We start from the raw sequence: 21,231 nt of genomic DNA, 5'->3' as shown, positions 1-21,231 counted from the left end.
GTCGAGGGCCCGCGCCGGTGGTCGGCGCGGGCCCTCTGTCTCTGGGCGAGTAACACCTTTTTTAGGCGAGTGACACCAGCTCGAGGTAGTCGTCGGTCCAGAGATCCTCGGTGGCATCCGGCAGAATCAGCACGCGATCCGGCCGGAGCGCCTCGATGGCGCCCTCGTCGTGGGTGACCATGATGATGGCGCCGGGATAGTTGCCTACGGCACCGAGTACTTCTTTGCGTGAAGCCGGGTCCAGGTTGTTGGTCGGCTCGTCGAGGAGCAGGACGTTGGCACCCGAGTGGACCAGGCCGGCCAGGGCCAACCGGGTCTTCTCGCCGCCGGACAGTACGCCGGCCGGCTTGTCCGCGTCGTCTCCGGTGAAGAGGAACGAGCCGAGGACGTTGCGTACCTCGCCATCGGTCAGCCCCGGGGCGACTGTTGAGAGGTTCTGCCGGACGGTGCCGGCCAGGTCGAGCGTGTCGTGTTCCTGGGCGAAGTAGCCGAGTCGTAGCCCATGACCGTGCACCACCTGGCCGCTGTCGGGTTGTTCGCGGCCGGCCAGGATTCGGAGCAGGGTGGTTTTGCCTGCGCCGTTGAGGCCGAGGATGACCAGACGACTGCCCCGGTCGACGGCCAGGTCGACGCCGTTGAGCACCTGCAATGCGCCGTACGACTTGGTCAGCCCGCTGGCCGTGAGTGGGGTGCGGCCGGAGGGTGCGGGGTCGGGTAGGCGGATTTTGGCTACTCGGGCTGTTCGGCGTACCGGCTCGAGGTCGGTGAGGAGCTTCTCGGCCCGCCTGGCCATGTTCTTCGCGGCCATCGCGGTCGATGCGCCGGCGCGCATCTTGTCGGCCTGGGCGTTGAGGACGGCGGCTTTGCGCTCGGCGGTGTGGCGTTCCCTGGTACGGCGGCGCTCGTCGAGCTCCAGCTGGGTCAGGTACTTCTTCCAGCCGGTGTTGTGGATGTCGATCGTCGTCCGCTGCGGGTCCAGGTGGAACACGCGGTTGACCGTCGCGGCGAGCAGGTCGCGGTCGTGACTGATCACGACGAGCCCACCGGAGTACCCGAGCAGAAACGACCGCAGCCACCCCACCGAATCGGCATCCAGGTGGTTGGTCGGCTCATCCAGCAACAAGGTCTCATGCTCAGCAAACAAAATCCGAGCCAACTCAACCCGCCGCCGCTGCCCACCCGACAACTCCCCGACCGGCTGCTCAAGCGCCCGGATCGGCAACCCGACCCCCGCCGCAAGCCTCGCCGCCTCCGCCTCGGCCGCATAACCCCCAGCCGCCTGAAACTGCGCCTCAGCGCGCGCATACGCCCCCATCGCCCGCTCCTGCTCGTCCCCGACGGCCGTGCTCATCACCGCTTCGGCCTTCCGCAGCCTCTGCACCGCAACGTCAAGCCCACGCGCAGACAGAATGCGCGCCGTCACGCTGATGGCGGGGTCGGCAGCCCGCGGATCCTGCGGCAAGTACCCAACGGACCCAGTGGCCGCGATGCTCCCAGCCGCCGCCCGCTCCTCACCCGCGAGCGCCTTCATCAACGTCGTCTTACCGGCACCGTTACGCCCGACCAGACCGACCCGATCCCCCGGACTGACATGAAACGAAAGGCCGGCGAGCAGCAACTGGGCGCCGACACGAATATCTACACCGCGAACGGTGATCATAATGGTTACTTTCTGTGATGACTGCTGGACAGACTCCTGACGTGAAAGCGAGTCCGCAGCTAGACACAGAGGCAAGTAGCCATGACTCCAGAATAGGCCGCCCCCCTCCAACCGTCAGCCGATTTTCCGTCCCCCAACCGAGACCGACCCACCACCTCCGCCCCACAGGCAGACGCGGCGACCCCCCGGGAAGTCACGAGCCCCCGGCTCCCCCCATCTCGACCAACGCCACCCACCTGCCTCGACCGACGGCAACCCACCCGCGGAGCCCACCCACCAGCCCGCAAACCCCCAAACATCAGCCGACCTCAAACTCAGGCCCACCGAACCCGGCCCACGCCACGCCCACCGCGCCCGACCTCACGCCCACCGAACCCAACCCACCCCACATCCACCGCGCCCGACCTCACGCCCACCAAACCCAACTCAGGCTGCACCGACCGCGTCCGACCTCAGGCCACCGCACCCCCGGGCCGGTCGCCCCAGGGGTCGAGAACGGCTGCTTCTTCAGGGGTGGTCCACGGAGCGTTGGTGAGTCCGTGCCGTGCACGGGTGGCTGTCTGTTCGGGCCCGGCGGGTGGAGTTCCGATGCCTCCGGGGTTGCCACCCCAGGGGTCCAACGCCGCCGTTTCCTCGGCGGTGATCCAGGCAGCATCATCGTCGTAGGGCCAGTTCGGCCCCGGTACTTGAGCAGACCCCGGGGCCGGCACAGAAACCTCAGACCGCACAGGTGCAGTTGCCGCCCTGCTATCGGCACCCCCATCCGCCACCGCCTCACTCAGTGAATGCCGGGTGTCAGCGCCCATCCGGGAGTCAGCGCCGATCCAGGGGTCTCCGCTCGTCCAGGGGGCGGCCTCCATCCTGGGGTCAGCGCCCATCCAGGGGTCAGCGCTCGTCCCGGGGGAAGCGCTCGTCCAGGGGGCGGTGTCTGTCGCGGCGGGCGACGGAGGCCAGGGGTCAGCGTTTGTCGTGGTGGGTGGCGCGGCTGCGGTGGGTGGTGGCCAGGGGTGGGTGGCCGACGTCGCGGGTGCGGTGGCGGCGGTGGTGCTGGGCTGGTCGAGTCTTCGCCCAGTACGTGGTGGTGGGTCGGCCCAGGTGGGGCGGGTGACATGGACCTGGTTGTCGACGATCCTGATCGTCCAATGGCCGTCGTGCAGCGAGGTGTGGTCGACGCGGCAGAGCAAGACCATGTTCGCGAGACTGGTGACACCACCGTCGAACCAACTCACCAGATGGTGAGCGTCGCAGTAGATCGGTGGGGCGTGGCAGATCACGCAGCCTCGGTCACGCTGGTTCAAGGCATTGCGCAGACCGGTGGTGACGTACCGGAATTCGCGGCCGACGTCGAGGGGCTGGCTGTCGGAGCCGAGGACGATGGGGATGATTCCGGCGTCGCAGGCGAGACGGCGGATCGCGGCGGCGGACAGGCCGTCGCCGTAGGTCAGGTCACCGGTCGCCTGCCGGCCCGCCTCCAGCAGGTCGTTCAGGTTGATCGTGACCGCGATGTGGGGCTTGATCCCACCCCGGGTCGGCAAATCACCAGACGCCAGGGCGATATCAAGAGCATCGACCAAGGCGTCGGCCTGACGTTTGCCGCGTGACCGGGGGTCGTGTTCACCGTCTTCGGTCTTGTGCGGCTTCGCGCCTGCCTGCAGAACCGTCTGCAACTTCTCGGCGTTCTCACCCGCCAGATAGCCACCGAACTTCACGCCGTGTTCGGCCTTCTTGATCCAGACCTCTTCGCGGGCGCGGGCGGCGTCTTCGCGGGGTTCGGGTCCGTCGGTGTCGAGGATGTTGCGGACCTGCTCACCCATCCTGCGCAGGTCGCCAGGTTTCATGTGGCGGGCAGCCTGCACCATCTGCTCTGCCGCCGCGTCCAACTCCTCGACCGGGACGTCCGCCGACTTGGGGAGCTTCTCCAGCGCGGACACGATCGCGTCGGCCTGCGCCGACGACAGCACCACCGCGCCGCCGTCCCCTCCGTGGCCGTCGCCGTTGTCGTCGTTGTCGGTGGGGTTGCCGGGGGTGGGGAGGGCGGCGGCGACGGTCGGGTACTTCGGTAGCGCGGTCGCCAGCCGGACGCGGCGGCGGGCCTCGGCGGGGTCGAGGCGGTAGCGCTTCTCGAGCAGCCGGGCGGTGTCGTGGGCGCCGATCTCCTGGGCGTAGTCGATCTCGTCCAGGCGCTGGAGGATCTGGTTGCGGCGGGCCAGCAGTTTCTCGATCGCGTCCTCGATGACGTCGCAGGCGGACAGCAGTTCGCTGCCGCTCATCGTCACCACCGCGCGATCGTCCATACCTCAAAGGCTAGCCGCCGCCACCGACGGTTTTGAGCCGGAAAGCCCTTATCCACAAGGTAGATTCCTCACCACTTCAAACAAGCCGAAAGCCTGTAGGTTGTTTGGGCAGTGCACCTCGTTCAAGGTAGGTGTCGGCATCCTCGCCACGCGGGCTCGGTCGTCACCAACCCAACGCCCACCTGCAATCCCCCTACACCCACCCAACCGCCGCTCCCGGCACTTGCCGAACCACAGCAGCAGTCGGGACGGTCTGTTGCTTTTGGCTGTTGCTCTTGGCTGTTGCTCTTGGCTGTTGCTCTTGGCTGTTGCTCTTGGCTGTTGCTCTTGGCTGTTGCTCTTGGCAAATGGTTGTTCTAGGGGTTTTTGGCGGGGAGGTCTATCAGGAAGCGGGCGCCGCCTTGGGGGCGGGCGGTGGCTTGGATTGTGCCGTGGTGCCATTCGACGTGGCGGGCGACGATGGCCAGGCCCAGGCCGGTGCCGGTGCGGTGGGGGTTGGGGGGTGTGCCGGGGGTGCCTCGGCCGAAGCGTTCGAAGATTCTTTCTCGGTCTGCTTCGGGGACGCCGGGGCCGGCGTCGTCCACGTAGATGAGTACGCCTTTGCCGCCGGCCTGGACCAGGACGCCTTTGCAGCCGCCGGCGTGTTGTTCGGCGTTGTCCACCAGGTTGGCGATGACTCGTTCCAGGCGGCGTTTGTCCGCCTCCATCGTCAGGTCGGCGGCGTCGGGGGCTACCTCGGTGATCTCGCGGCCGGCGGTGGCGTCGGCGGCGGCGCGGACGAGGTCGCCGATCCGGACCAGCTCGCGGCTGCCCTGGTCGCCGCCGTCGTCGCGGGAGATCTCGAGCAGGTCGACGACCAGTTGGCGGAAGCGGTCGAGGTCGTCGCCTAGCAGTTCGACCGGCTCGCGGACGGACGCCGGTAGCTCAGCGCGATGGTTCTGGATCAGCTGCATCGAGTTCATCATCGTCATCAGCGGGGTGCGCAGCTCGTGGCTGACGTCGCCGGCGAAGCGGGCGTCGGCGATCACCCGTTTCTCCAGCGCGGCCGCCGTCTGATTGAAGGATCGGGCCAGGCCGCCGAGGTCCGGATCGTTCTCCGCCTCGAGCCGGGCATCGAGCCGCCCGCGCGCGACAGCAGCCGCAACCTGAGTCAGCTTGGCCAATGGTCGCAGCGCCACCGTGCTGGCGAGCCGCCCGACCGCCAGCCCGAGCAGCGCGGTCACGATCGCCGCCAAGATCAGAGTGAGCTTCAGCGTCCGCAGCGTGTTGTCGAGCCGGTTCAGCGGATGCAGTTCGAAGAAGGCCTCCCCCGGACGCCCCACCGGCACCCCGACGGCGAGCACCTCGTCGCCGCCGACCACGAGCCGCCGGTCCACCTTGACCCCGCCCTGGGCGCTCTCCAGCATGTCGGCCGGTATGTCGCTAGCCTTCGCCGACACCGTGTACCAGGCGCCGTCGTACCGCATCAGCATCGCGGCCGTGTCCGTCGACGGCAGCGCCTCCACCAGGTTCATCACCATCGACGGCGACTGCGGTACGACCGTCCCGCAAGCGGGCTCCTGGCCCAGCCGGCGTACCGGTCCGCAGGACGATGTCAGGCCGTAGAGCCCGTAGTGCAAGGTGTTCGCGTTGTCGGTCGTCTCGACGATCGCCGACGAGATCCGCTGATTGGTCAGATAGTTGGAGACCACGCTCCAGGTGACCAGCGCCAGTACGCCGGACAGCCCGAGCGCAAGCAACCCGTACGCGAGCATGACCCGGTCGCGCAGGCCGAACCGCCGCCGCAACGTCAGCTCACCAGTCGATAGCCGAGACCCCGGGCAGTGACGAGGTGCTTGGGGGTGGCCGGGTCTCGCTCGATCTTCAGCCGTAGCCGCCGGATGTGTACGTCGACGATCCGGCTGTCCCCGAAGTACCCATAGCCCCAGACCTTCGACAGCAGATGCTCACGGCTGCACACCTTGCCCTGCAGGCTGGCCAGCTCGACCAGCAGCTTGAACTCGGTCCGGGTCAGCGGCAGCACGCACCCGTCTCGCACCACCTCGGCGGCCGGTACGTCGATCTCGAGGTCGCCGATGACGAACTGCTCCAGTACCGGCGTACCGTTCGGCTCGACCCGGCGCAGCAGCGCCCTGATCCGTGCCGACAACTCTTTGGCTACAAGCGGCTTCGTAACGTAGTCGTCCGCGCCCGCCTCCAGCCCGGCGACGATGTCGTGGCTGTCGGTCCGGGCCGTCACCATGATCACCGGTACGTCGCTGGTCCGCCGGATCTCCCGGCAGACCGTGAATCCGTCCCGGTCCGGCAGCATCAAGTCGAGCAGGACCACGTCCGGGGGCTCGTGCCTCAGCGCGGTCAACGCGTCCAGCCCGTTGGCCGCCTCGGACACCTCGTAGCCCTCGTCCTCGAGGGCGAGCCGCAGTACCCGCCGGATCCGCGGTTCGTCGTCAACCAGTAACAAGCTGTGTGCCACGGGACCAGTGTCGCTCGACAAGGGGCTGTCTCCCAATGGGCCGCCTGTCTGCAGATGACGGCTGTCACGACTTCGTCATAGAAGCGCCTGGCAGGAGATGACAAGACGTTGACGGTTCAGTGACCCGGGTGTCTGGACGGGTCCGCGGTTCTAGCTTCGGCCCTATCCAGTCTCGGAGGAGGAAGTAATGGCCAGTTCCGGAAGACGGCTCGCGGCGGTGGCGATCGTCGCCGTCACGAGTCTCACGCTGGCAGCGTGCAATGCCGACCAGGGAACCACAACCGCGGGCGGCGGCACCAATTCAGGCGGTACGCCGGTGACCGGCGGCACCCTGAACATGCTGGGCAAGGGCGATGTCGACTACATGGACCCGAACGTCAGCTACTACTCGGTCGGCTACACCAACCTGCGGATGTGGAGCCGCCAGCTCTTCACCTACCCGGCCGATCCCGGGGGCAAGAACACCACACCGGTCGCCGACCTGGCCACCGACCTGCCGACCGTCGCGAACGGCGGGATCAGCGCGGACGGCAAGACGTACACGATCAAGATCCGCACCGGCGCCAAGTGGAACACCAGCCCGGCCCGCCAGGTGACCGCGGCCGACATGGTCCGCGGCGTCAAGCGGACCGCGAACCCGGTCCAGCCGTTCGGCGGCATCCCGGACTTCTACGGCCTGATCGACGGCTACTCGAAGTTCGCCGACGGGTTCGCCAAGGTCGCCAAGACCCCGGCCGCGATCCAGGCGTACATCGACAAGACGCCGCTGCCCGGCGTGGTCGCCAAGGACGAGACCACCGTCGTGTTCAAGCTGACCCGCCCCGCCTCGTACTTCGTCGGCATGCTGACGCTGTCCGCCTTCTCCCCCGCCCCGGTCGAGTCGCTCAAGTACCTGCCCGCCAGCACCGAACTCGGCAACAACTTCCCCTCCGACGGCCCGTACAAGGTCGACTCGTGGGTGCCGACCAAGTCGGTCAACTACTCCCGCAACCCCGCCTGGGATCCGGCCACCGACCCGGTCCGCAAGGCGTACGTCGACAAGATCGTCGTCAACGAGACAGTCAGCCAGGACTCGGTCCAGCAGCAACTGCAGACCGGTACGCCGACAGCCGACATGGAGTGGGACGTCGCCCCACCGCCGTCGCAGCTGCCCGCACTGCAGGCCAAGAAGGACCAGAACCTGACCATCGGCGACACCGCGGGCAGCAACCCGTACGTCATCTACAACACCGTCTCGCCGAACAACAACAGGGCGCTGGCCAACCCCAAGGTGCGGCAGGCCCTCAGCTACGCGATCAACCGCGACCACATCCTGCAGGTGCTCGGCGGCAAGACGCTCAACCCGCCGCTGACCCACGTGCTGCCGGACGTCATCGTCGGCTCCAAGCAGATCGATCCGTACCCGTACGACCCGGACAAGGCCAAGCAGTTGCTGGCCGAGGCGGGCTTCCCGCACCTGACGCTGAAGTTCCTCTACCGCAACGCGACCGAGGGCAGCAGCAAGACGTTCCAGACCGTCCAGCAGGACCTGTCCAAGGCCGGCATCACCGTCACCGGCGTACCGTCGCCGAACGCGGACTTCTACGTGAAATACCTGCAGGTGCCGACCGTCGCCCAGCGCGGCGTCTGGGACCTGTCGCTGGCCGGCTGGGGAGCCGACTGGTACGGCAACGCGGCACTCTCCTTCTTCAACCCGCTCTTCTCGGGTGCACCCTCCTACCCACCGGTGGGCAGCAACTTCGGGCTCTACAACGACGCCGAGACCAATACCCTGATCCAGCAGGCCATCGCCGCGCCGACCGAGGATGCGGCAGCCGACCTCTGGGCCAAGGCAGACGCCCGGGTGATGGAGCAGGCGGCCTTCTACCCGCTGACCAACAACAAGCAGGCGAACTACCACGCCGAGCAGGTGCACAACGCCGTCTACGTCCCGTCGCTGCAGAACTACGACCCGACGAACGTATGGCTGGCCAAGGACAAGCAGGGCTGACCAGTGCCCACCACTGAGGCTTTGCTGCAGGTACGAGATCTCAGGGTCTCGTTCGACACCCCGGACGGTACCGTCCGCGCCGTCCGGGGGCTGTCCTTCGACGTCGAGCGCGGCCGAACTCTCGCGGTCGTCGGCGAGTCCGGCTCAGGCAAGAGCGTCTCGACCCAGACCATCACCGGCCTGACCCGGGGCGCCCAGGTCTCCGGTACTGCGTACTTCGACGGCACCGACCTGATCACCGCCGACGCCGGCACCCTCCGGCGCTTGCGCGGCGCCAAGATCGGGATGATCTTCCAGGACCCGCTGTCGAGCCTGCATCCGCAGTACCGGATCGGCTGGCAGATCGTCGAGATGATCCAGGCGCACGACAAGCACATCTCCAAGCAGGCGGCCCGTCGCCGGGCCGCCGAGCTGCTCACCCTGGTCGGCATCCCCCGGGCGGCCGAGCGGATCGACGACTACCCGCACCAGTTCTCCGGCGGGATGCGGCAGCGGGTGATGATCGCGATGGCGATGGCACTCGACCCGGCGCTGCTGATCGCGGATGAGCCGACGACGGCGCTCGACGTGACCGTCCAGGCGCAGGTGCTGAGCGTGATGCGCAAGCTGCAGGAGGAGTTCGGCACCGCGATCATCCTGATCACGCACGACCTGGGCGTGGTCGCGGAGATGTCGGACGAGGTGATCGTGATGTACGCCGGGGCGGTGATGGAGCGGGCGCCCCGCCGGGACATCTTCTATCGCAACCATCACCCTTATACCCAAGGGCTGCTGGCCTCGCTGCCGGCCCAGACCGGGAAGCGGCTGACGCCCATCCAGGGCACGCCGCCGAGCCTGATCAACCTGCCGGTGGGTTGCCCGTTCGCCAACCGGTGCACGCACGTCTTCGATCGTTGCCGGTTGGAGACGCCGCCGCTCACCGACGTACAGGGTGATCCACGGCATCAGTCGGCCTGCTGGCTCGACCATGACATCACCAAGGCGGTGGCCTGATGACCGAAACCCTAGTAGAGCAGGCGGAAACCCTGCTCAAAGTGCAGGACGTCCGCAAGGAGTTCCCCACTCAGAGCAAGGAGGTGGTCAGAGCCGTCGACGGCGTCTCGCTGGAGGTCCGCAAGGGCGAGACGCTCGGACTGGTCGGCGAGACCGGCTGCGGCAAGTCGACGCTGGCCCGCTGCATCGCACACCTGTACGACGTGACGTCGGGCTCGGTCTGGTTCGACGGCCGGGACATCACCGGCCTGACGCGTCGCCAGATGCGGCCGTTGCGGCGGGAGGTCCAGATGATCTTCCAGGACCCGTACGGTTCGCTGAACCCGCGCCGCCGGGTCGGCTCGATCATCGGCGACCCGTTCGCCATCCACGGCATCGCGTCGGGGGCCGAGCGCAAGCGCAAGGTCCAGGATCTGATGGCACTGGTCGGACTGAATCCCGAGCACTACAACAGGTTCCCGGCCGACTTCTCCGGTGGCCAGCGGCAACGGATCGGAGTGGCCAGGGCCCTCGCGTTGCGGCCGAAGCTGGTGATCTGCGACGAGCCGGTGTCGGCGCTGGACGTGTCGATCCAGGCGCAGATCATCAACCTGCTGGCCGATCTGCAGCACGAGTTCGACCTCACGTACGTGTTCATCTCGCACGACCTGTCGGTGGTCCAGCATGTGAGTGACCGGATCGCGGTGATGTACCTGGGCAAGATCGTCGAGGTCGCACCGACCAGCGACCTGTTCCAGGAGACCAGGCACCCGTACACCCGGGCGTTGCTGTCGGCGCTGCCGGTCGCGGATCCGGACACCTCGGACAGCCGGGAGCAGATCATCCTGATGGGTGACATCCCGTCGGCGACGAACCCGCCACCGGGCTGCCGGTTCCATACCCGGTGCCCGAAGGCCCGAGTGCAGTGCGCCGAAGCCGAGCCGGGGTTGGATCCCGCCAAATTCGACCAACACAGTGATGACGATCCGGCGCACCGGACGGCTTGCTTCTTCCCGTTGCGGGTCGGCGAGGACCTGTCGGCCGCCGTACCGGAGTTGAAGGCGTCATGACCGCCGCAGTGGAGGTGATCCGGGCACCAGCGGCTGCGATCGAGGGGCGTAGTCCGCTGGTGCTGGCGGTCGCGCGGCTGCGTAAGGACAAGGTGGCGATGATCTCGCTGGCGGTGATCGTACTGATCATCCTGATGGCGATCTTCGCGCCGGTGTTCGCCTCGATCACCGGGCATCCGCCGAACGAGCAGTACCGCGACATCGGGCTGACGCCGGACGGGTTGCCCAAGGGGCCGAACGGGATGTTCTGGCTCGGCACGGATGACCTCGGCCGGGACATCTTGGTCCGGATCGCCTACGGGGCCAGGGTTTCGTTGCTGGTCGGCGTACTGGCGACGGCGATCACGGTCGTGATCGGCGTCGTGCTCGGCCTGGCGGCCGGGTTCCTCGGCGGGATCGTCGACACCATCCTGGCCCGGCTGATCGACGTGGTGCTGTCGGTGCCGTTCCTGCTGGTGGCGATCGCGCTGGTGTCGGTGACCGGCCCCAGCCTCACGGTGACGGTGTGCGTGATCGGCTTCTTCAGTTGGGCGTCGGTGGCGAGGATCGTGCGTGGGCAGGTGTTGTCGCTGCGCGAACGCGAGTTCGTCGAGGCGGCCCGCTCGCTCGGCGCCGGCGACACCCGGATCATGTTCGTCGACGTGCTGCCCAACGTGCTCGCGCCGGTGATCGTCTACACGACCCTGCTGATCCCGGTCGTGATCGTCACCCAGGCGACGCTGTCGTTCCTCGGTCTCGGACTGCCGCCGCCAACGGCGGACTGGGGCGGGATGATCAGCGCCTCGCAGAACTACTACACGACCGCCTGGTGGTTCATCTTCTTCCCCGGGATCGCGCTGCTCGTCACGACGCTCGCCTTCAACCTGTTCGGCGACGGCGTACGGGACGCGTTCGATCCACGGGCCGACCGGTTGCGCTGAAGGGAGTCTGCGATGGCGCTGTTCCTGATCCGCCGGATCGGTCACGGCATCCTGGTGCTCTGGCTGATCTCACTGGCCGTCTTCGGCCTGTTCTTCGTTGCCCCCAGCAACGTCGCGCAGACGCTGGCCGGCCGGCAGGCGACGCCGGAGACGATCGAGTTGATCAAGCACCGGCTCGGCCTCGACCTGCCGGTCTGGAAGCAGTACCTGCACTTCGTCGAGAACGCGGTGCAGGGCAATCTGGGCTACGACTACTACCACCAAGTCGCGGTGACCTCGATCATCGGGCAGGCGCTGCCGATCACGGTGTCACTCGCGCTCGGCGCGGCCGTCCTGTGGCTGCTGCTCGGGGTGTTCAACGGAGTGATCTCCGCGGTGCATCCCCGGTCGCTCGCGGATCGCGGCCTGACCCTGTTCTCGTTGTTCTTCTACTCCTTCCCGTCGTTCCTGCTCGGCCTGCTGCTCCTATACTTCCTGTACTTCCAGTTGACCCTGGCCGGGTACAAGTGGTTCCCGGCCGGTGGCTACAGCAGCATCACCCAAGGCATCGGGCCCTGGTTCCAGCACATGTTGCTGCCGTGGGTCGCGCTCGCGTTGCTGCTCGCGGCGACGTACACGCGACTGACCCGCGGCGCGATGCTCGACGTCCTGGGTGAGGACTACATCCGTACCGCGCGGTCGAAAGGTATCCGCGAGCGCCGGGTGATCGTCCGGCACGGCCTGCGCAGTGCGCTGACGCCGGTCGTCACCCAGTTCGGCATCGACCTCGGTCAGCTGATCGGTGGGGTGGTCGTGATCGAGACGGTGTTCAGCCTGCCGGGTCTGGGCCAGACGGCGATCACCGCGATCAACCAGCAGGACCTGCCGGTGATCATCGGGATCGTCCTGTTCGCGTCCGCGGCCGTCGTGGTCTCGAACATCCTGGTCGACATCGCCTACGCCGTCCTCGACCCGAGGGTGAGGTTGCACTAATGAGCGCGGTATTTGGCTGGGGACTGTCCGGTCACGCGTTTGAAGGCGTTGCTGAAGGCGCTCTCGGACCCGTAGCCGAACTCGCCGGCGACGGAGAAGACAGTGCGGTCGGTCGAGCGCAGGACCCGGCCGGCCGCCTGGATCCGCCAGCGGGCGAGGTAGTCGAGGGGAGACATCCCGACCAGGGTCTTGAAGCGGAGCGCGAAGGTACTGCGGGACATGCCGACCTTCTCCGCCAGCTCGGCCACGGTCCACCGGCGGGCTGGTTCACGGTGCAGCAACTCCAGCGCCGGGCCGATGCTCGGGTCGGCGAGCGCGCCCAGCCAGCCCGACGGACGGTTGTCGGAGGCAATCATCGCCCGGAGCGCCTGGACGAACAGTACCTTGGTGAGCTGGTCGCGCACGTTGGCGGCACCGGGTTCGGCGTGCGCGAACTCCTCGCCGAGAAGCTCAAGCAGTGGGCGGAGAGCGGCAGCGGGCTTGCTGTCGGCGGGGATCCGGACGGTGGCGGGTAGATGGTCCAGCAACAGCGCCGCGGTGGTCTCGTCGAAGTTGACCGCGCCGCCGACGATGACCGTCTGATCCGGAGCGCCCTCGGTGGTGTGGTAGCGGACGGTGTCCGGGTAGCCGCCGTTCTCGAAGACGGCGACCCCGTCCACCGGCTCGAGGTCGGGATCGGAGGTTGCACCGAAGGCCCGGGCGCTGGCCACCAGGTAGCAGTCACCAGTTGCCAGCTGCAACGGTTCGCAGCCCTCCGCGGTGATCCAGCAACTACCCTGCAGGACGGCGCCGACCTTGATGTCGGCGTACCCACCGAACTCGAGCGCCCAGTCGCCGGCCGCCTCGAACCGGGACGGCAGAGCGGCCTCGATGTTGAGCAAGGCAAGCATCTCCGACAACGGGTCCATCCCGGTGCCTCCTCTCGCCCTCAGACGATCGATCAAGTAGTCCGGACGCCTACTCATGGAGTATCCCCTGTCGTCCTCCTAGCGTGGTGAGTAGACCACGAAAGGAAATTGCAATGAAGTTCGCTCAGCTTGGTGCGACTGGTTTGTACGTGTCCCGGATCGCGCTGGGTGCCATGTCCTTCGGCGGCGCGGGCAGGCCGCCGTGGAACCTCGTCGGCGGGCTCGACGACGTCGCCGCGGGGCCGCTGGTCAACACGGCTCTCGACGCGGGCGTGAACCTGATCGACACCGCGAACATGTACGCCGACGGCGAGTCGGAGGAGATCCTCGGCCGGGTCATCAAGTCCCGCCGCGACGAGGTCATCCTGGCGACCAAGCTGTCCGCCCGGATGGGACCGGGGCCGAACGACGTGGGCCTGTCGCGGTACCACGTGATGAATGCGCTGGAGGCCAGCCTGCGCAGGCTCGGCACCGATCACATCGACCTCTACCAGATCCACAACATCGACCCGATCACGCCGGTCGAGGAGACGCTGCGGGCGCTCGACGACGCAGTACGGGCTGGGAAGGTCCGGTACCTCGGTGCGTCCAACCTGGCTGCGTGGCAGCTCGCCCGGGCGCTCGGCAAGTCGGATCAGCTCGGGTTGTCGCGGTTCGTCGCGTCGCAGTCGTACTACTCGCTGGCCGGTCGCGACATCGAGGCCGAGTTGGTACCGCTGCTGACCGAGGAGAAGGTCGGGTTGCTCGTCTGGAGCCCGCTGGCTGGTGGGTTCCTGTCCGGCAAGGTCGACCGCAACGGCAGTAGCGACGCTGATGCGCGGCACGCGAAGACCGGGTTCCCGCCGGTGGATGCTGAGGCCGGCTACGACATCGTCGACGTACTGCGGAGGGTCGCGGAGCGGCGCGAGGCGACGGTGGCTCAGACGGCGCTGGCCTGGGTGCTCGCCCAGCCTGCGGTGACCAGTGTGATCGCGGGCGCCAAGCGGCTTGATCAGCTGACCGGCAATCTGGCGGCGGTGGATCTCGAGCTGACCGCGGAGGATCTGGCCGAGCTGGAGGAGGTCAGCCGACCGGCCGCGCGCTACCCGAACTGGCTACAGGCCGACCAGACCTGGCGCCACCCTGCCGCTTGATGTGGGTGGGTGATGGGCGAGATATGGGCAGGTGTCACCGATGAGGTGAGCTGAGCGTCCGCCGTACAAAAGAATCGCCGGGTTCCGTCTGGGGCCCGGATCGATTCTTTCCAGGGGGAAACTGAATGACGCTCTCAGCGGAGCAGGTCGAGGAACTGCGCAAACTCGTCGACGGCCGGGTGATCGGCCCGGAGGACCCGGACTGGGACGACGAGCGCGGCGCGTGGCATCTGCAGCTCGACCAGCGGCCGGCCGTGGTCGTACACGTCACCGGCGAGGATGACATCGTCGACGCGATCCGGTTCGCGCGCCGGCACGGGTTCGCGGTCGCGGCCCAGCCGAGCGGGCATGGCGCGACAGCCGCGATCAACGACACGATCCTGCTGCGGACCGGCGCCCTCACGTCGATCGACGTCGACCTCGCCGCCGGTGTCGTACGGGCCGGGGCGGGCGTTCGCTGGCGGGATCTCAATGTGGCGCTCACCGGTACCGGGCTGAGCAGCCTGCCGGGGAGCAACGGGGACACGACCGTTGTCGGCTACGCGCTCGGTGGCGGGCTGAGCTGGTTCGGGCGGAAGTACGGGCAAGCGGCCAACAATTTGCGGTCGTTCGAGCTGATCAACGCCGATGGCGACGCCCAGCGAGTCACGCGCGAGTCGGATCCGGAGCTGTTCTGGGCGCTGCGTGGTGGTGGCGGTGAGTTCGGCATCGTCGTGTCGGTCGAGTTGGAGCTGCTGCTGGCGCCGCAGATCTACGGCGGCCGGATGGTGTGGCCGGTCGAGCACACTCGCGACGTACTGCGGGCGTTCAGCGAGATCACCGCGAACGCTCCGGACGAGTTGACGCTGTGGGCCTGGCTGATGAATCTGCCGGATCTGCCGTTCATTCCGGAGCCGCTGCGGGGGCGGTGGGTGACGGCGGTCGACGCTGCCTATCTCGGGTCCGCGGACGAGGCGGAGAAGCTGCTCGCGCCCACCTTGCTGAAACTCCTCACCTCAGCCTGAGAAGTTGTCGAAGCGCCTTTCAGCTAGCTACAGCGGTGGGTTCTCGGAGGTGGGAAAGCAGTTCGGCCAGCCGGCGTTGAGCGCGGGCGGTGCGGCTTTTGACGGTGCCGAGGGCCAGGCTGAGCTCAGCGGCGATCTCCGTCTGCGTGTAGCCCTGGTAGTAGGCAAGCTCCAGCACCTCGCGCTCCTCAGCCCGCAGCTGCGAGACGGCGGACCGCACCTCCCACGACCGCCAGATCCGCTCCATCGACGGCCCCTCGTCCGACAGTTCGCGGACAACCGCCAGCGACACTTGACCCGCAGTACGCCGCTCCCGCCGATACACGTCAACGGCAGCCCGCCGCGTGATCGCATACAGCCAAGGCTTCAACTCACGCTCAGGGTCAAACCCGTCAGCCGCCCGCCAAGCCTGCACAAAAGCACGCTGGACCGCATCAGCCGCCTGCTCGCGATTCCCCAGCAAGCTGACAGCAGTCACGAACATCGGCCCGGCGTACTGCTCGTACATCTCGTGCAGCGCCGCATCCTCGCCGCGCTGGAACCGCGCCCCCAAAGACTCTTCGTCCCCCGGTGTCATCCGTTACCCCTCCTCTGGTCTCCTCTCCAGAGTTCGGGTGCGACACCTACTTGGGCATCGGTAAGCCCTACCTATCAACCTGCCCAGAGCTGCCCATTTGGGCGGCCGGCGGCAGCCGCGCGGCATCGGCAACCGGCCACTCCAGCGGCGACTCCCCCAGCCCGGCCAGCTCGCTCAACTGCAGTACGCACCAAGGCGACAAATCGGTCCGTACGCCGAGGTCGCCCCACTCAACCCACTCGTACGCCGCAACCTCGGCCGAATCGACCACCGGCTCCCCGGCGCACGTCACCCGAAACACCGGGCACAGCTCGTTCTCGACCATCCCGTCCGCCATCACAGCGCGATACCGGAACTCAGGAAGTACCAACTCCACCGACGAAGCCACCAGCCCGAGCTCATCGGCCAGCCGGCGCCGTACGGCGGACTCCATCGATTCGCCCGGCAGCGGATGCCCACAGCAACTGTTGGTCCAGACACCCGGCCAAGTGCGCTTGCCGAACGCGCGCTGGGTCAGCAGCAACCGCCCGCGCTCGTCGAAGACATAGCTGGAGAACGCGAGGTGCAGCGGGGTCGCGGTGTGATGCACCGTCGCCTTGGCCTCGGTCCCGACCGCACGGCCGGAATCATCGACCAGGACCACCATTTCCGTCTCCACCCACCGAGCCTAACGGTTCCAAGATGGGCAATGACTACCGATGCTCTGCCCCGTGTCGCCCACCTACAAAAGAGGGGTGAACGCAGACGGAGAAACTCAGTGGGCGATCGAGCCGGTGCAGTACGCCGCGAACTCCCCGACGACTGCCGCGCTCTACCGCGTACAGGTCAACGACAAGTCGCTGTTCGTGAAAGTCCTCCGGTCGTACCGGCTCTGGCCTGCGCTCGAGCAGCTGCCCGGCGAGTTCCGGACGATGGCGTTGGCAGGCGACCTCTGGCGTTATGAGGCCGACGTCTACCTGAACGGCCTCGCCGACTCCCTGCCGACCGGAATGCGGCTGCCCACGGTCCACTCCGTCAATCTCCTGGACGACGACCACCTGGTCATGGTGCTCGAAGACGTCCGTACGACGGACTCGCCTTGGACCCCCGAACGCTACGGCCGGGCCGCCGAGCTACTCGGCCGTCTGAACGTCAGGCTGACCCGCAACGACGCCCTCCCCTCAGCCGCCGACCGTTCGCCAGGCCGGATCACCAGGCTGATGGTCAACGGCTTCGTCGAGCAATTCGCCCTGCCTCCGCTGCTCGACCCGGCGACCTGGCAGCACCCGCTGCTAGCCGGCTCCGATCTCCATGGCGACCTGATGGAGCTGGCCGCGCACATCCCGCAACTGCTGCACGACCTGGCGCAACGCCCGCAACTCATGAGCCACGGCGACGCCTGCCCGCAGAACCTGCTCGTACCGGCCGACGCGCCCGACACGTTCGTCGGCATCGACTGGTCGATGACCGGATTGGTTGCCGCCGGCGACGATCTCGGCCAGCTGCTGATCGGTCGCGCGCACTCCGGCGAGCTGTCCGTCGCCGAGCTGGCCGACCTGCACGAACTGGTGATCACCCGGTACCACGACGGCCTGGTCGCGGAAGGGCGCGACAACATCAGCCTGGACGACGTACGAGCCGGTGTGGACGGTGCGCTGATCCTGCGGAACGCGTTCATGTCGCTCCCGCTCGACCGGCTGCACGAACCGGCGACCGACGAACTGAAGCAACTCATGAACCGGCGACTGGAATTAACTCGGTACCTGGTCGAGCTCGGCGCTGTTAGCCTGAGCAGGTGATCAAGCGACCCGCGCAGCAGTATCGACCGGCTCTGGGACGAGCCGGCCGGCTGTCGTAGTTCGCTCCACCCCAGAGCCTCCGAGGCAGGAACCATCATGGTTCCTGCCTCTTTCCGTTGCCGGAGGCGCTGAACCGGGTGTCTCTGTTCCCCGAGAGGATCCACAATGACCGAAGTACCGGCCGTGCTCGAGCGGCTGCGGCGGACCACCGACACCATCATCGGTGAGCAGGACCTGATCGACCGGCTCGCATCCGGCCACAAGCTGCGGATCAAGTACGGCGTCGACTGCACCGCGCCCGACCTGCATCTCGGCCATGCCGTCAACCTGTGGATGATGCGCCAACTGCAGGACCTCGGCCACCGGGTGGTCTTCCTGCTCGGCGACCTGACCACCCGGATCGGCGACCCGACCGGGCGTTCGGAGACGCGGCCGATGCTGACACCCGAGCAGATCGAGGTGAACGCGGCTTCGTTCCTCAAGCAGGTGTCGCTGGTGCTACGGACGGAGCCGGAGGTCTTCGAAGTACGGAGGAACTCCGAGTGGTACGGATCGATGGAGGTCGCGACGCTGCTCGGGTTGTTCAGCCAGGTGACGCAGGCGCAGTTGATGGCGCGGGACATGTTCCGCGACCGGGTGGCCGCTGGGCGGGAGATCGCGCTGCATGAGCTGATCTACCCGGTGCTGCAGGGCTACGACAGCTTCGCGATGGACAGCGATCTCACCATCGTCGGATCCGACCAGCTCTTCAACGAGCAGCTCGGGCGGCACTTTCAGCAACGGCTCGGCGCGCCTCCGCAGGCCGTCGTGATCACCACGATCACGCCCGGGATCGACGGCGGGCCGAAGCAGTCCAAGTCGCTGAACAACTACATCGGGCTGACGGACTCACCGAAGGAGAAGTTCGGCAAGCTGATGAGCCTGACGGACACGCTCGTCCAGACGTACGCGCACGTCTACAGCGAGCTTCCGCTGGAGGTCGTCGCGGCACTCGGCGAGGCCGCGGCGCATGGTGGTCCACCCGCACGCGACGCCAAGCTCAAGCTGGCCGCGGCGGTCGTCACTCGCTACCACGGTGCGAACGTCGCAAAGGCCGAGCGGGCGGCGTTCACCGAGCAGTTCAGTCATCGCAGTATCCCGGCCGAGCTACCGGAGGTCGCAGTGAAGACCTCCCAGCCGACCATCCTGGAGTTGCTGCAGGCGGCGCGTCCTGAGCTGAGCAACTCCGAACTCCGCCGGCTGATCCGCCAGGGAGCAGTCTCGATCGACGACCAGAAAGTGCTCAGCCATGACCAACATCTCCTCCTCACCGACCCCGTCACCCTCCGCTCCGGTTCCCGGACCTTCCACCGCGTCGTCGCCGACGTCTGAGACGAAAACCGTCGAGGCGCTGGTCAGCCTCGGCAGCCGGTACCTGGGCCAGGTACCGCTGTTCGAGGCGGACCGGCCGTGGTGGTCCGAGGTCGCGGCGACGACTCGGTATCTCGACGAGCTGCTCGGCGTACCGACGTTCGTCCTGCGTCTCGTCCACGCTGACAACGCAGAACTCGGGCATGGCGGCCGGGTCGTCTTCCATGTCCAGGCCGCTGGGGAGCCTCGGGCCGGCGTACTCGATCCGACGCCTCGAGCGGATTGGCCCGACATCATCGCGCCGCAGCCGTTGCGGGCGACGTGGGCCGAGGTCGACGGCCCGCAACGGCTGGTGGACTGGGCGACCGGGATCGTCGGGGCGACGGGCAAGCCGGTCGAGTACAAGACCTGGAATCTGTCCTGTTTGATCCAACTGCCGGATGCCGGCGCTTGGGCGAAGGCGACCAGCCGCTTCTGCAGCGTCGATGCGGACGTGATCAACCACGTCCATCAGTACGACGACGCGCTCGCGCCCACGCGCCTGGCATCGACTGCTGGGAGCCCGACCCGGCCACCGTCCAGGACATCGTCAGCCGCTGGGTCGCAGTACAAGCCGCGATCGCTCACGACGACCTCCGCGTCCCCAAGCTTCTCCCCGCGGACCTACCAGCCGAACTGGACCGCTTGCTGGCAGGTGAGGTCGGCGAACGCCTAACGCCTACCGAGCTGGCTCAGGCCCGCATACTCGGCGACCTACTCCCCGGCCTCATCGCCGAGCTGAATGCCGCTGGCCTCCCGAACACCCTGGTCCACGGCGACTTCCACCCCGGCAACTGGCGCTCCGACGGTACGAACCGCGTCATCGTCGACTGGGCCGACAGCTACCTAGGCCACCCCGCCGCCGACCTCCAACGCCTGGTCAACTGGCTCCCACCGGAGAAGCGCCCGCTCGCCACCGAGACCTGGGCCACCGCCTGGCAAACCGCCCTACCATCCAGCGACCCGTTGCGTGCCCTCAAACCGATGACCGTCCTCATCCACCTGCTAGGCGCCACCACCTACCAACGCTTCCTCGACAACATCGAGCCCAACGAACGCATCTACCACGAGGACGACCCCACGAACGAGGTCCGCGCAGCCGTCTTGGCGGCCGCGGATACCGGGCACTGACGGCACCGTTGCTACTGGATGCATCACGCCAACGGCGCCAAACCCCAGCAGCGAACCCACCTGTCCCACCGCGACAAAGCGCATCACCCGGACCGCCACGCACACACAACCCCCGCGAACCGTCCCGACACGCCGAGGTAATCGGTTGCCCACAGAGTTAGGCATGCACCCCCGCCCACTAGTTGCTACGAGCAACCATCCCCAGGTCTCCATCTCGAGGGTTAACCCCTGAGATGGTGGGTTGCCACATCGGAACCTGACGAGGCAACCCACCACCTGCGGGGTTAACCCCGCAGCGAACCGACCAGCCCGCCGACACCATCCCCGCGAACCGGCCAACCTTGCGATCACCACCCCGGCACCAGGCCGGCCATGCGATCGTTCCCCGGAGCACGGCCAGCCTTGCGACCATCACCCCGCGACACGACCCGCCTTGCCATCGCTCCCCGCGACACAGCCAGCCTTGCCATCACCACCCCGCGACACGCCCCGCCTTGCCATCGCTCCCCGCGACACGCCCCGCCTTGCCGTCGTTCCCCGCAACACGACCCGCCTTGCCATCACCACCCGCGACACGTCCCGCCTTGGCAAGGTGCTCCTTGGGTCCAGACCCCTCCGCGGGATCCCGATAGCTGCGTCTTTCCCTGGTCGAGACAGTGCGGGTCAAGAGTCGAACTTGTTCGATCCCGAAGGGACGCGAAGCGCTCTTGACGCGCACTGTCTCGACCAGGACACTCCCGCAGCGGGAGCCCGCACACCACAGTCCCTCACCCCATCAACCACACAACAACAGCCCCTCACCCGCAAGCACACCGGCCGCACCGCAGCACCCGCCAAACCGGCTATACCGCGGAGCCGGCCATACCGCGGTGCGGCCACACCGGCTGTGCCGGCTGTGCCGGGTGCTGGCTGTGCGGGGTGCTGGCTGTGCCGGGGTGCCGGGGGCTGGCTGTGCCGGGG

General features: G+C 67.4%; 17 protein-coding genes. 10 read left to right on the top strand and 7 right to left on the bottom strand.

Annotated features, from left to right (window positions below; genetic code table 11):
• Window positions 1-61 precede the first annotated feature (61 nt).
• The 4 genes from AB0M15_RS37585 to AB0M15_RS37570 form a co-directional block, all read right to left on the bottom strand.
• Window positions 62-1,660 carry an ABC-F family ATP-binding cassette domain-containing protein gene (locus tag AB0M15_RS37585; RefSeq protein WP_363830348.1) on the bottom strand — a complete coding sequence of 533 codons (1,599 nt, stop codon included), beginning with the start codon at window positions 1,658-1,660 and terminating at the stop codon, window positions 62-64.
• A gap of 452 nt (window positions 1,661-2,112) precedes the next feature.
• Entirely contained in the window at window positions 2,113-3,954 is a 1,842-nt protein-coding gene (locus AB0M15_RS37580) for a DUF222 domain-containing protein (RefSeq protein WP_363830345.1), read from the bottom strand.
• Between the two features lie 356 nt (window positions 3,955-4,310).
• Complete coding sequence (locus AB0M15_RS37575) at window positions 4,311-5,741, bottom strand: HAMP domain-containing sensor histidine kinase (RefSeq protein WP_363830342.1); 1,431 nt, start codon at window positions 5,739-5,741, stop codon at window positions 4,311-4,313.
• 2 nt (window positions 5,742-5,743) lie between these two features.
• Complete coding sequence (locus AB0M15_RS37570; protein ID WP_343980708.1) at window positions 5,744-6,427, bottom strand: response regulator transcription factor; 684 nt, start codon at window positions 6,425-6,427, stop codon at window positions 5,744-5,746.
• Window positions 6,428-6,614: 187 nt separating this feature from the next.
• Here AB0M15_RS37570 and AB0M15_RS37565 point away from each other — a divergent pair, with 187 nt between their 5' ends.
• From AB0M15_RS37565 to AB0M15_RS37545, 5 genes are read left to right on the top strand one after another with little or no spacing between them, the layout of a single operon-like run.
• Window positions 6,615-8,417, top strand: a complete 1,803-nt coding sequence (locus tag AB0M15_RS37565) for an ABC transporter substrate-binding protein (RefSeq protein ID WP_363830338.1) — start codon at window positions 6,615-6,617, stop codon at window positions 8,415-8,417.
• Between the two features lie 3 nt (window positions 8,418-8,420).
• Window positions 8,421-9,410 (top strand): ABC transporter ATP-binding protein, encoded by a 990-nt coding sequence (locus AB0M15_RS37560; protein WP_363830335.1) that lies wholly within the window; start codon window positions 8,421-8,423, stop codon window positions 9,408-9,410.
• Window positions 9,410-10,459, top strand: a complete 1,050-nt coding sequence (locus tag AB0M15_RS37555) for an oligopeptide/dipeptide ABC transporter ATP-binding protein (RefSeq protein ID WP_363830333.1) — start codon at window positions 9,410-9,412, stop codon at window positions 10,457-10,459. The genes AB0M15_RS37560 and AB0M15_RS37555 overlap by 1 nt, the downstream gene beginning before the upstream one ends.
• Window positions 10,456-11,379 (top strand): ABC transporter permease, encoded by a 924-nt coding sequence (locus AB0M15_RS37550; RefSeq protein ID WP_363830330.1) that lies wholly within the window; start codon window positions 10,456-10,458, stop codon window positions 11,377-11,379. The genes AB0M15_RS37555 and AB0M15_RS37550 overlap by 4 nt, the downstream gene beginning before the upstream one ends.
• 12 nt (window positions 11,380-11,391) lie before the next feature.
• Entirely contained in the window at window positions 11,392-12,351 is a 960-nt protein-coding gene (locus tag AB0M15_RS37545) for an ABC transporter permease (RefSeq protein ID WP_343980692.1), read from the top strand.
• Here AB0M15_RS37545 and AB0M15_RS37540 read toward each other — a convergent pair.
• Window positions 12,348-13,259, bottom strand: coding sequence for an AraC family transcriptional regulator (locus AB0M15_RS37540; RefSeq protein WP_363830325.1), 912 nt, complete (start codon window positions 13,257-13,259; stop codon window positions 12,348-12,350). The genes AB0M15_RS37545 and AB0M15_RS37540 overlap by 4 nt on opposite strands.
• A gap of 113 nt (window positions 13,260-13,372) precedes the next feature.
• On the opposite strand from AB0M15_RS37540, the gene AB0M15_RS37535 reads away from it, so the two are divergent.
• Both AB0M15_RS37535 and AB0M15_RS37530 read left to right on the top strand, forming a co-directional pair.
• Complete coding sequence (locus tag AB0M15_RS37535) at window positions 13,373-14,392, top strand: aldo/keto reductase (protein WP_363830322.1); 1,020 nt, start codon at window positions 13,373-13,375, stop codon at window positions 14,390-14,392.
• 125 nt (window positions 14,393-14,517) lie between these two features.
• Window positions 14,518-15,396 (top strand): FAD-dependent oxidoreductase, encoded by an 879-nt coding sequence (locus AB0M15_RS37530; protein WP_363830318.1) that lies wholly within the window; start codon window positions 14,518-14,520, stop codon window positions 15,394-15,396.
• A 19-nt stretch (window positions 15,397-15,415) separates the two neighbouring features.
• On the opposite strand, the gene AB0M15_RS37525 is transcribed toward AB0M15_RS37530, so the two are convergent.
• Entirely contained in the window at window positions 15,416-15,973 is a 558-nt protein-coding gene (locus AB0M15_RS37525; protein ID WP_363830315.1) for a sigma-70 family RNA polymerase sigma factor, read from the bottom strand.
• 67 nt (window positions 15,974-16,040) lie between these two features.
• Window positions 16,041-16,631, bottom strand: coding sequence for an isopentenyl-diphosphate Delta-isomerase (idi, locus tag AB0M15_RS37520; protein WP_363830312.1), 591 nt, complete (start codon window positions 16,629-16,631; stop codon window positions 16,041-16,043).
• Window positions 16,632-16,707: 76 nt separating this feature from the next.
• Between idi and AB0M15_RS37515 the strand changes: the two genes are divergently transcribed.
• The 3 genes from AB0M15_RS37515 to AB0M15_RS37505 all read left to right on the top strand — a co-directional run bounded on the left by AB0M15_RS37515 (window position 16,708) and on the right by AB0M15_RS37505 (window position 20,271).
• The gene (locus AB0M15_RS37515) at window positions 16,708-17,751 is read left to right on the top strand and encodes a phosphotransferase (protein WP_363830309.1); all 1,044 of its coding nucleotides are present in this window, start codon (window positions 16,708-16,710) and stop codon (window positions 17,749-17,751) included.
• Window positions 17,752-17,916: 165 nt separating this feature from the next.
• The gene (tyrS, locus tag AB0M15_RS37510) at window positions 17,917-19,122 is read left to right on the top strand and encodes a tyrosine--tRNA ligase (RefSeq protein WP_363830306.1); all 1,206 of its coding nucleotides are present in this window, start codon (window positions 17,917-17,919) and stop codon (window positions 19,120-19,122) included.
• A gap of 300 nt (window positions 19,123-19,422) precedes the next feature.
• Complete coding sequence (locus AB0M15_RS37505) at window positions 19,423-20,271, top strand: aminoglycoside phosphotransferase family protein (protein WP_363830301.1); 849 nt, start codon at window positions 19,423-19,425, stop codon at window positions 20,269-20,271.
• Window positions 20,272-21,231 lie beyond the last annotated feature (960 nt).

The organism is Kribbella sp. NPDC051718 (genome assembly GCF_040681515.1).
Lineage (GTDB): Bacteria > Actinomycetota > Actinomycetes > Propionibacteriales > Kribbellaceae > Kribbella.
Note: the sequence above shows the minus strand (reverse complement) of the source record. Positions and strands in the feature narration are given on the sequence as shown.

What these genes read in the sequence shown, in the direction of transcription:
- AB0M15_RS37535 (WP_363830322.1), top strand. Translation starts at nt 13,373, where the DNA reads ATGAAGTTCGCTCAGCTTGGTGCGACTGGTTTGTACGTGTCCCGGATC.
- tyrS (WP_363830306.1), top strand. Translation starts at nt 17,917, where the DNA reads ATGACCGAAGTACCGGCCGTGCTCGAGCGGCTGCGGCGGACCACCGAC.
- AB0M15_RS37585 (WP_363830348.1), bottom strand. Translation starts at nt 1,660, where the DNA reads ATGATCACCGTTCGCGGTGTAGATATTCGTGTCGGCGCCCAGTTGCTG.
- AB0M15_RS37555 (WP_363830333.1), top strand. Translation starts at nt 9,410, where the DNA reads ATGACCGAAACCCTAGTAGAGCAGGCGGAAACCCTGCTCAAAGTGCAG.
- AB0M15_RS37580 (WP_363830345.1), bottom strand. Translation starts at nt 3,954, where the DNA reads ATGGACGATCGCGCGGTGGTGACGATGAGCGGCAGCGAACTGCTGTCC.
- AB0M15_RS37550 (WP_363830330.1), top strand. Translation starts at nt 10,456, where the DNA reads ATGACCGCCGCAGTGGAGGTGATCCGGGCACCAGCGGCTGCGATCGAG.
- AB0M15_RS37545 (WP_343980692.1), top strand. Translation starts at nt 11,392, where the DNA reads ATGGCGCTGTTCCTGATCCGCCGGATCGGTCACGGCATCCTGGTGCTC.
- AB0M15_RS37530 (WP_363830318.1), top strand. Translation starts at nt 14,518, where the DNA reads ATGACGCTCTCAGCGGAGCAGGTCGAGGAACTGCGCAAACTCGTCGAC.
- AB0M15_RS37525 (WP_363830315.1), bottom strand. Translation starts at nt 15,973, where the DNA reads ATGACACCGGGGGACGAAGAGTCTTTGGGGGCGCGGTTCCAGCGCGGC.
- AB0M15_RS37565 (WP_363830338.1), top strand. Translation starts at nt 6,615, where the DNA reads ATGGCCAGTTCCGGAAGACGGCTCGCGGCGGTGGCGATCGTCGCCGTC.
- AB0M15_RS37540 (WP_363830325.1), bottom strand. Translation starts at nt 13,259, where the DNA reads ATGGACCCGTTGTCGGAGATGCTTGCCTTGCTCAACATCGAGGCCGCT.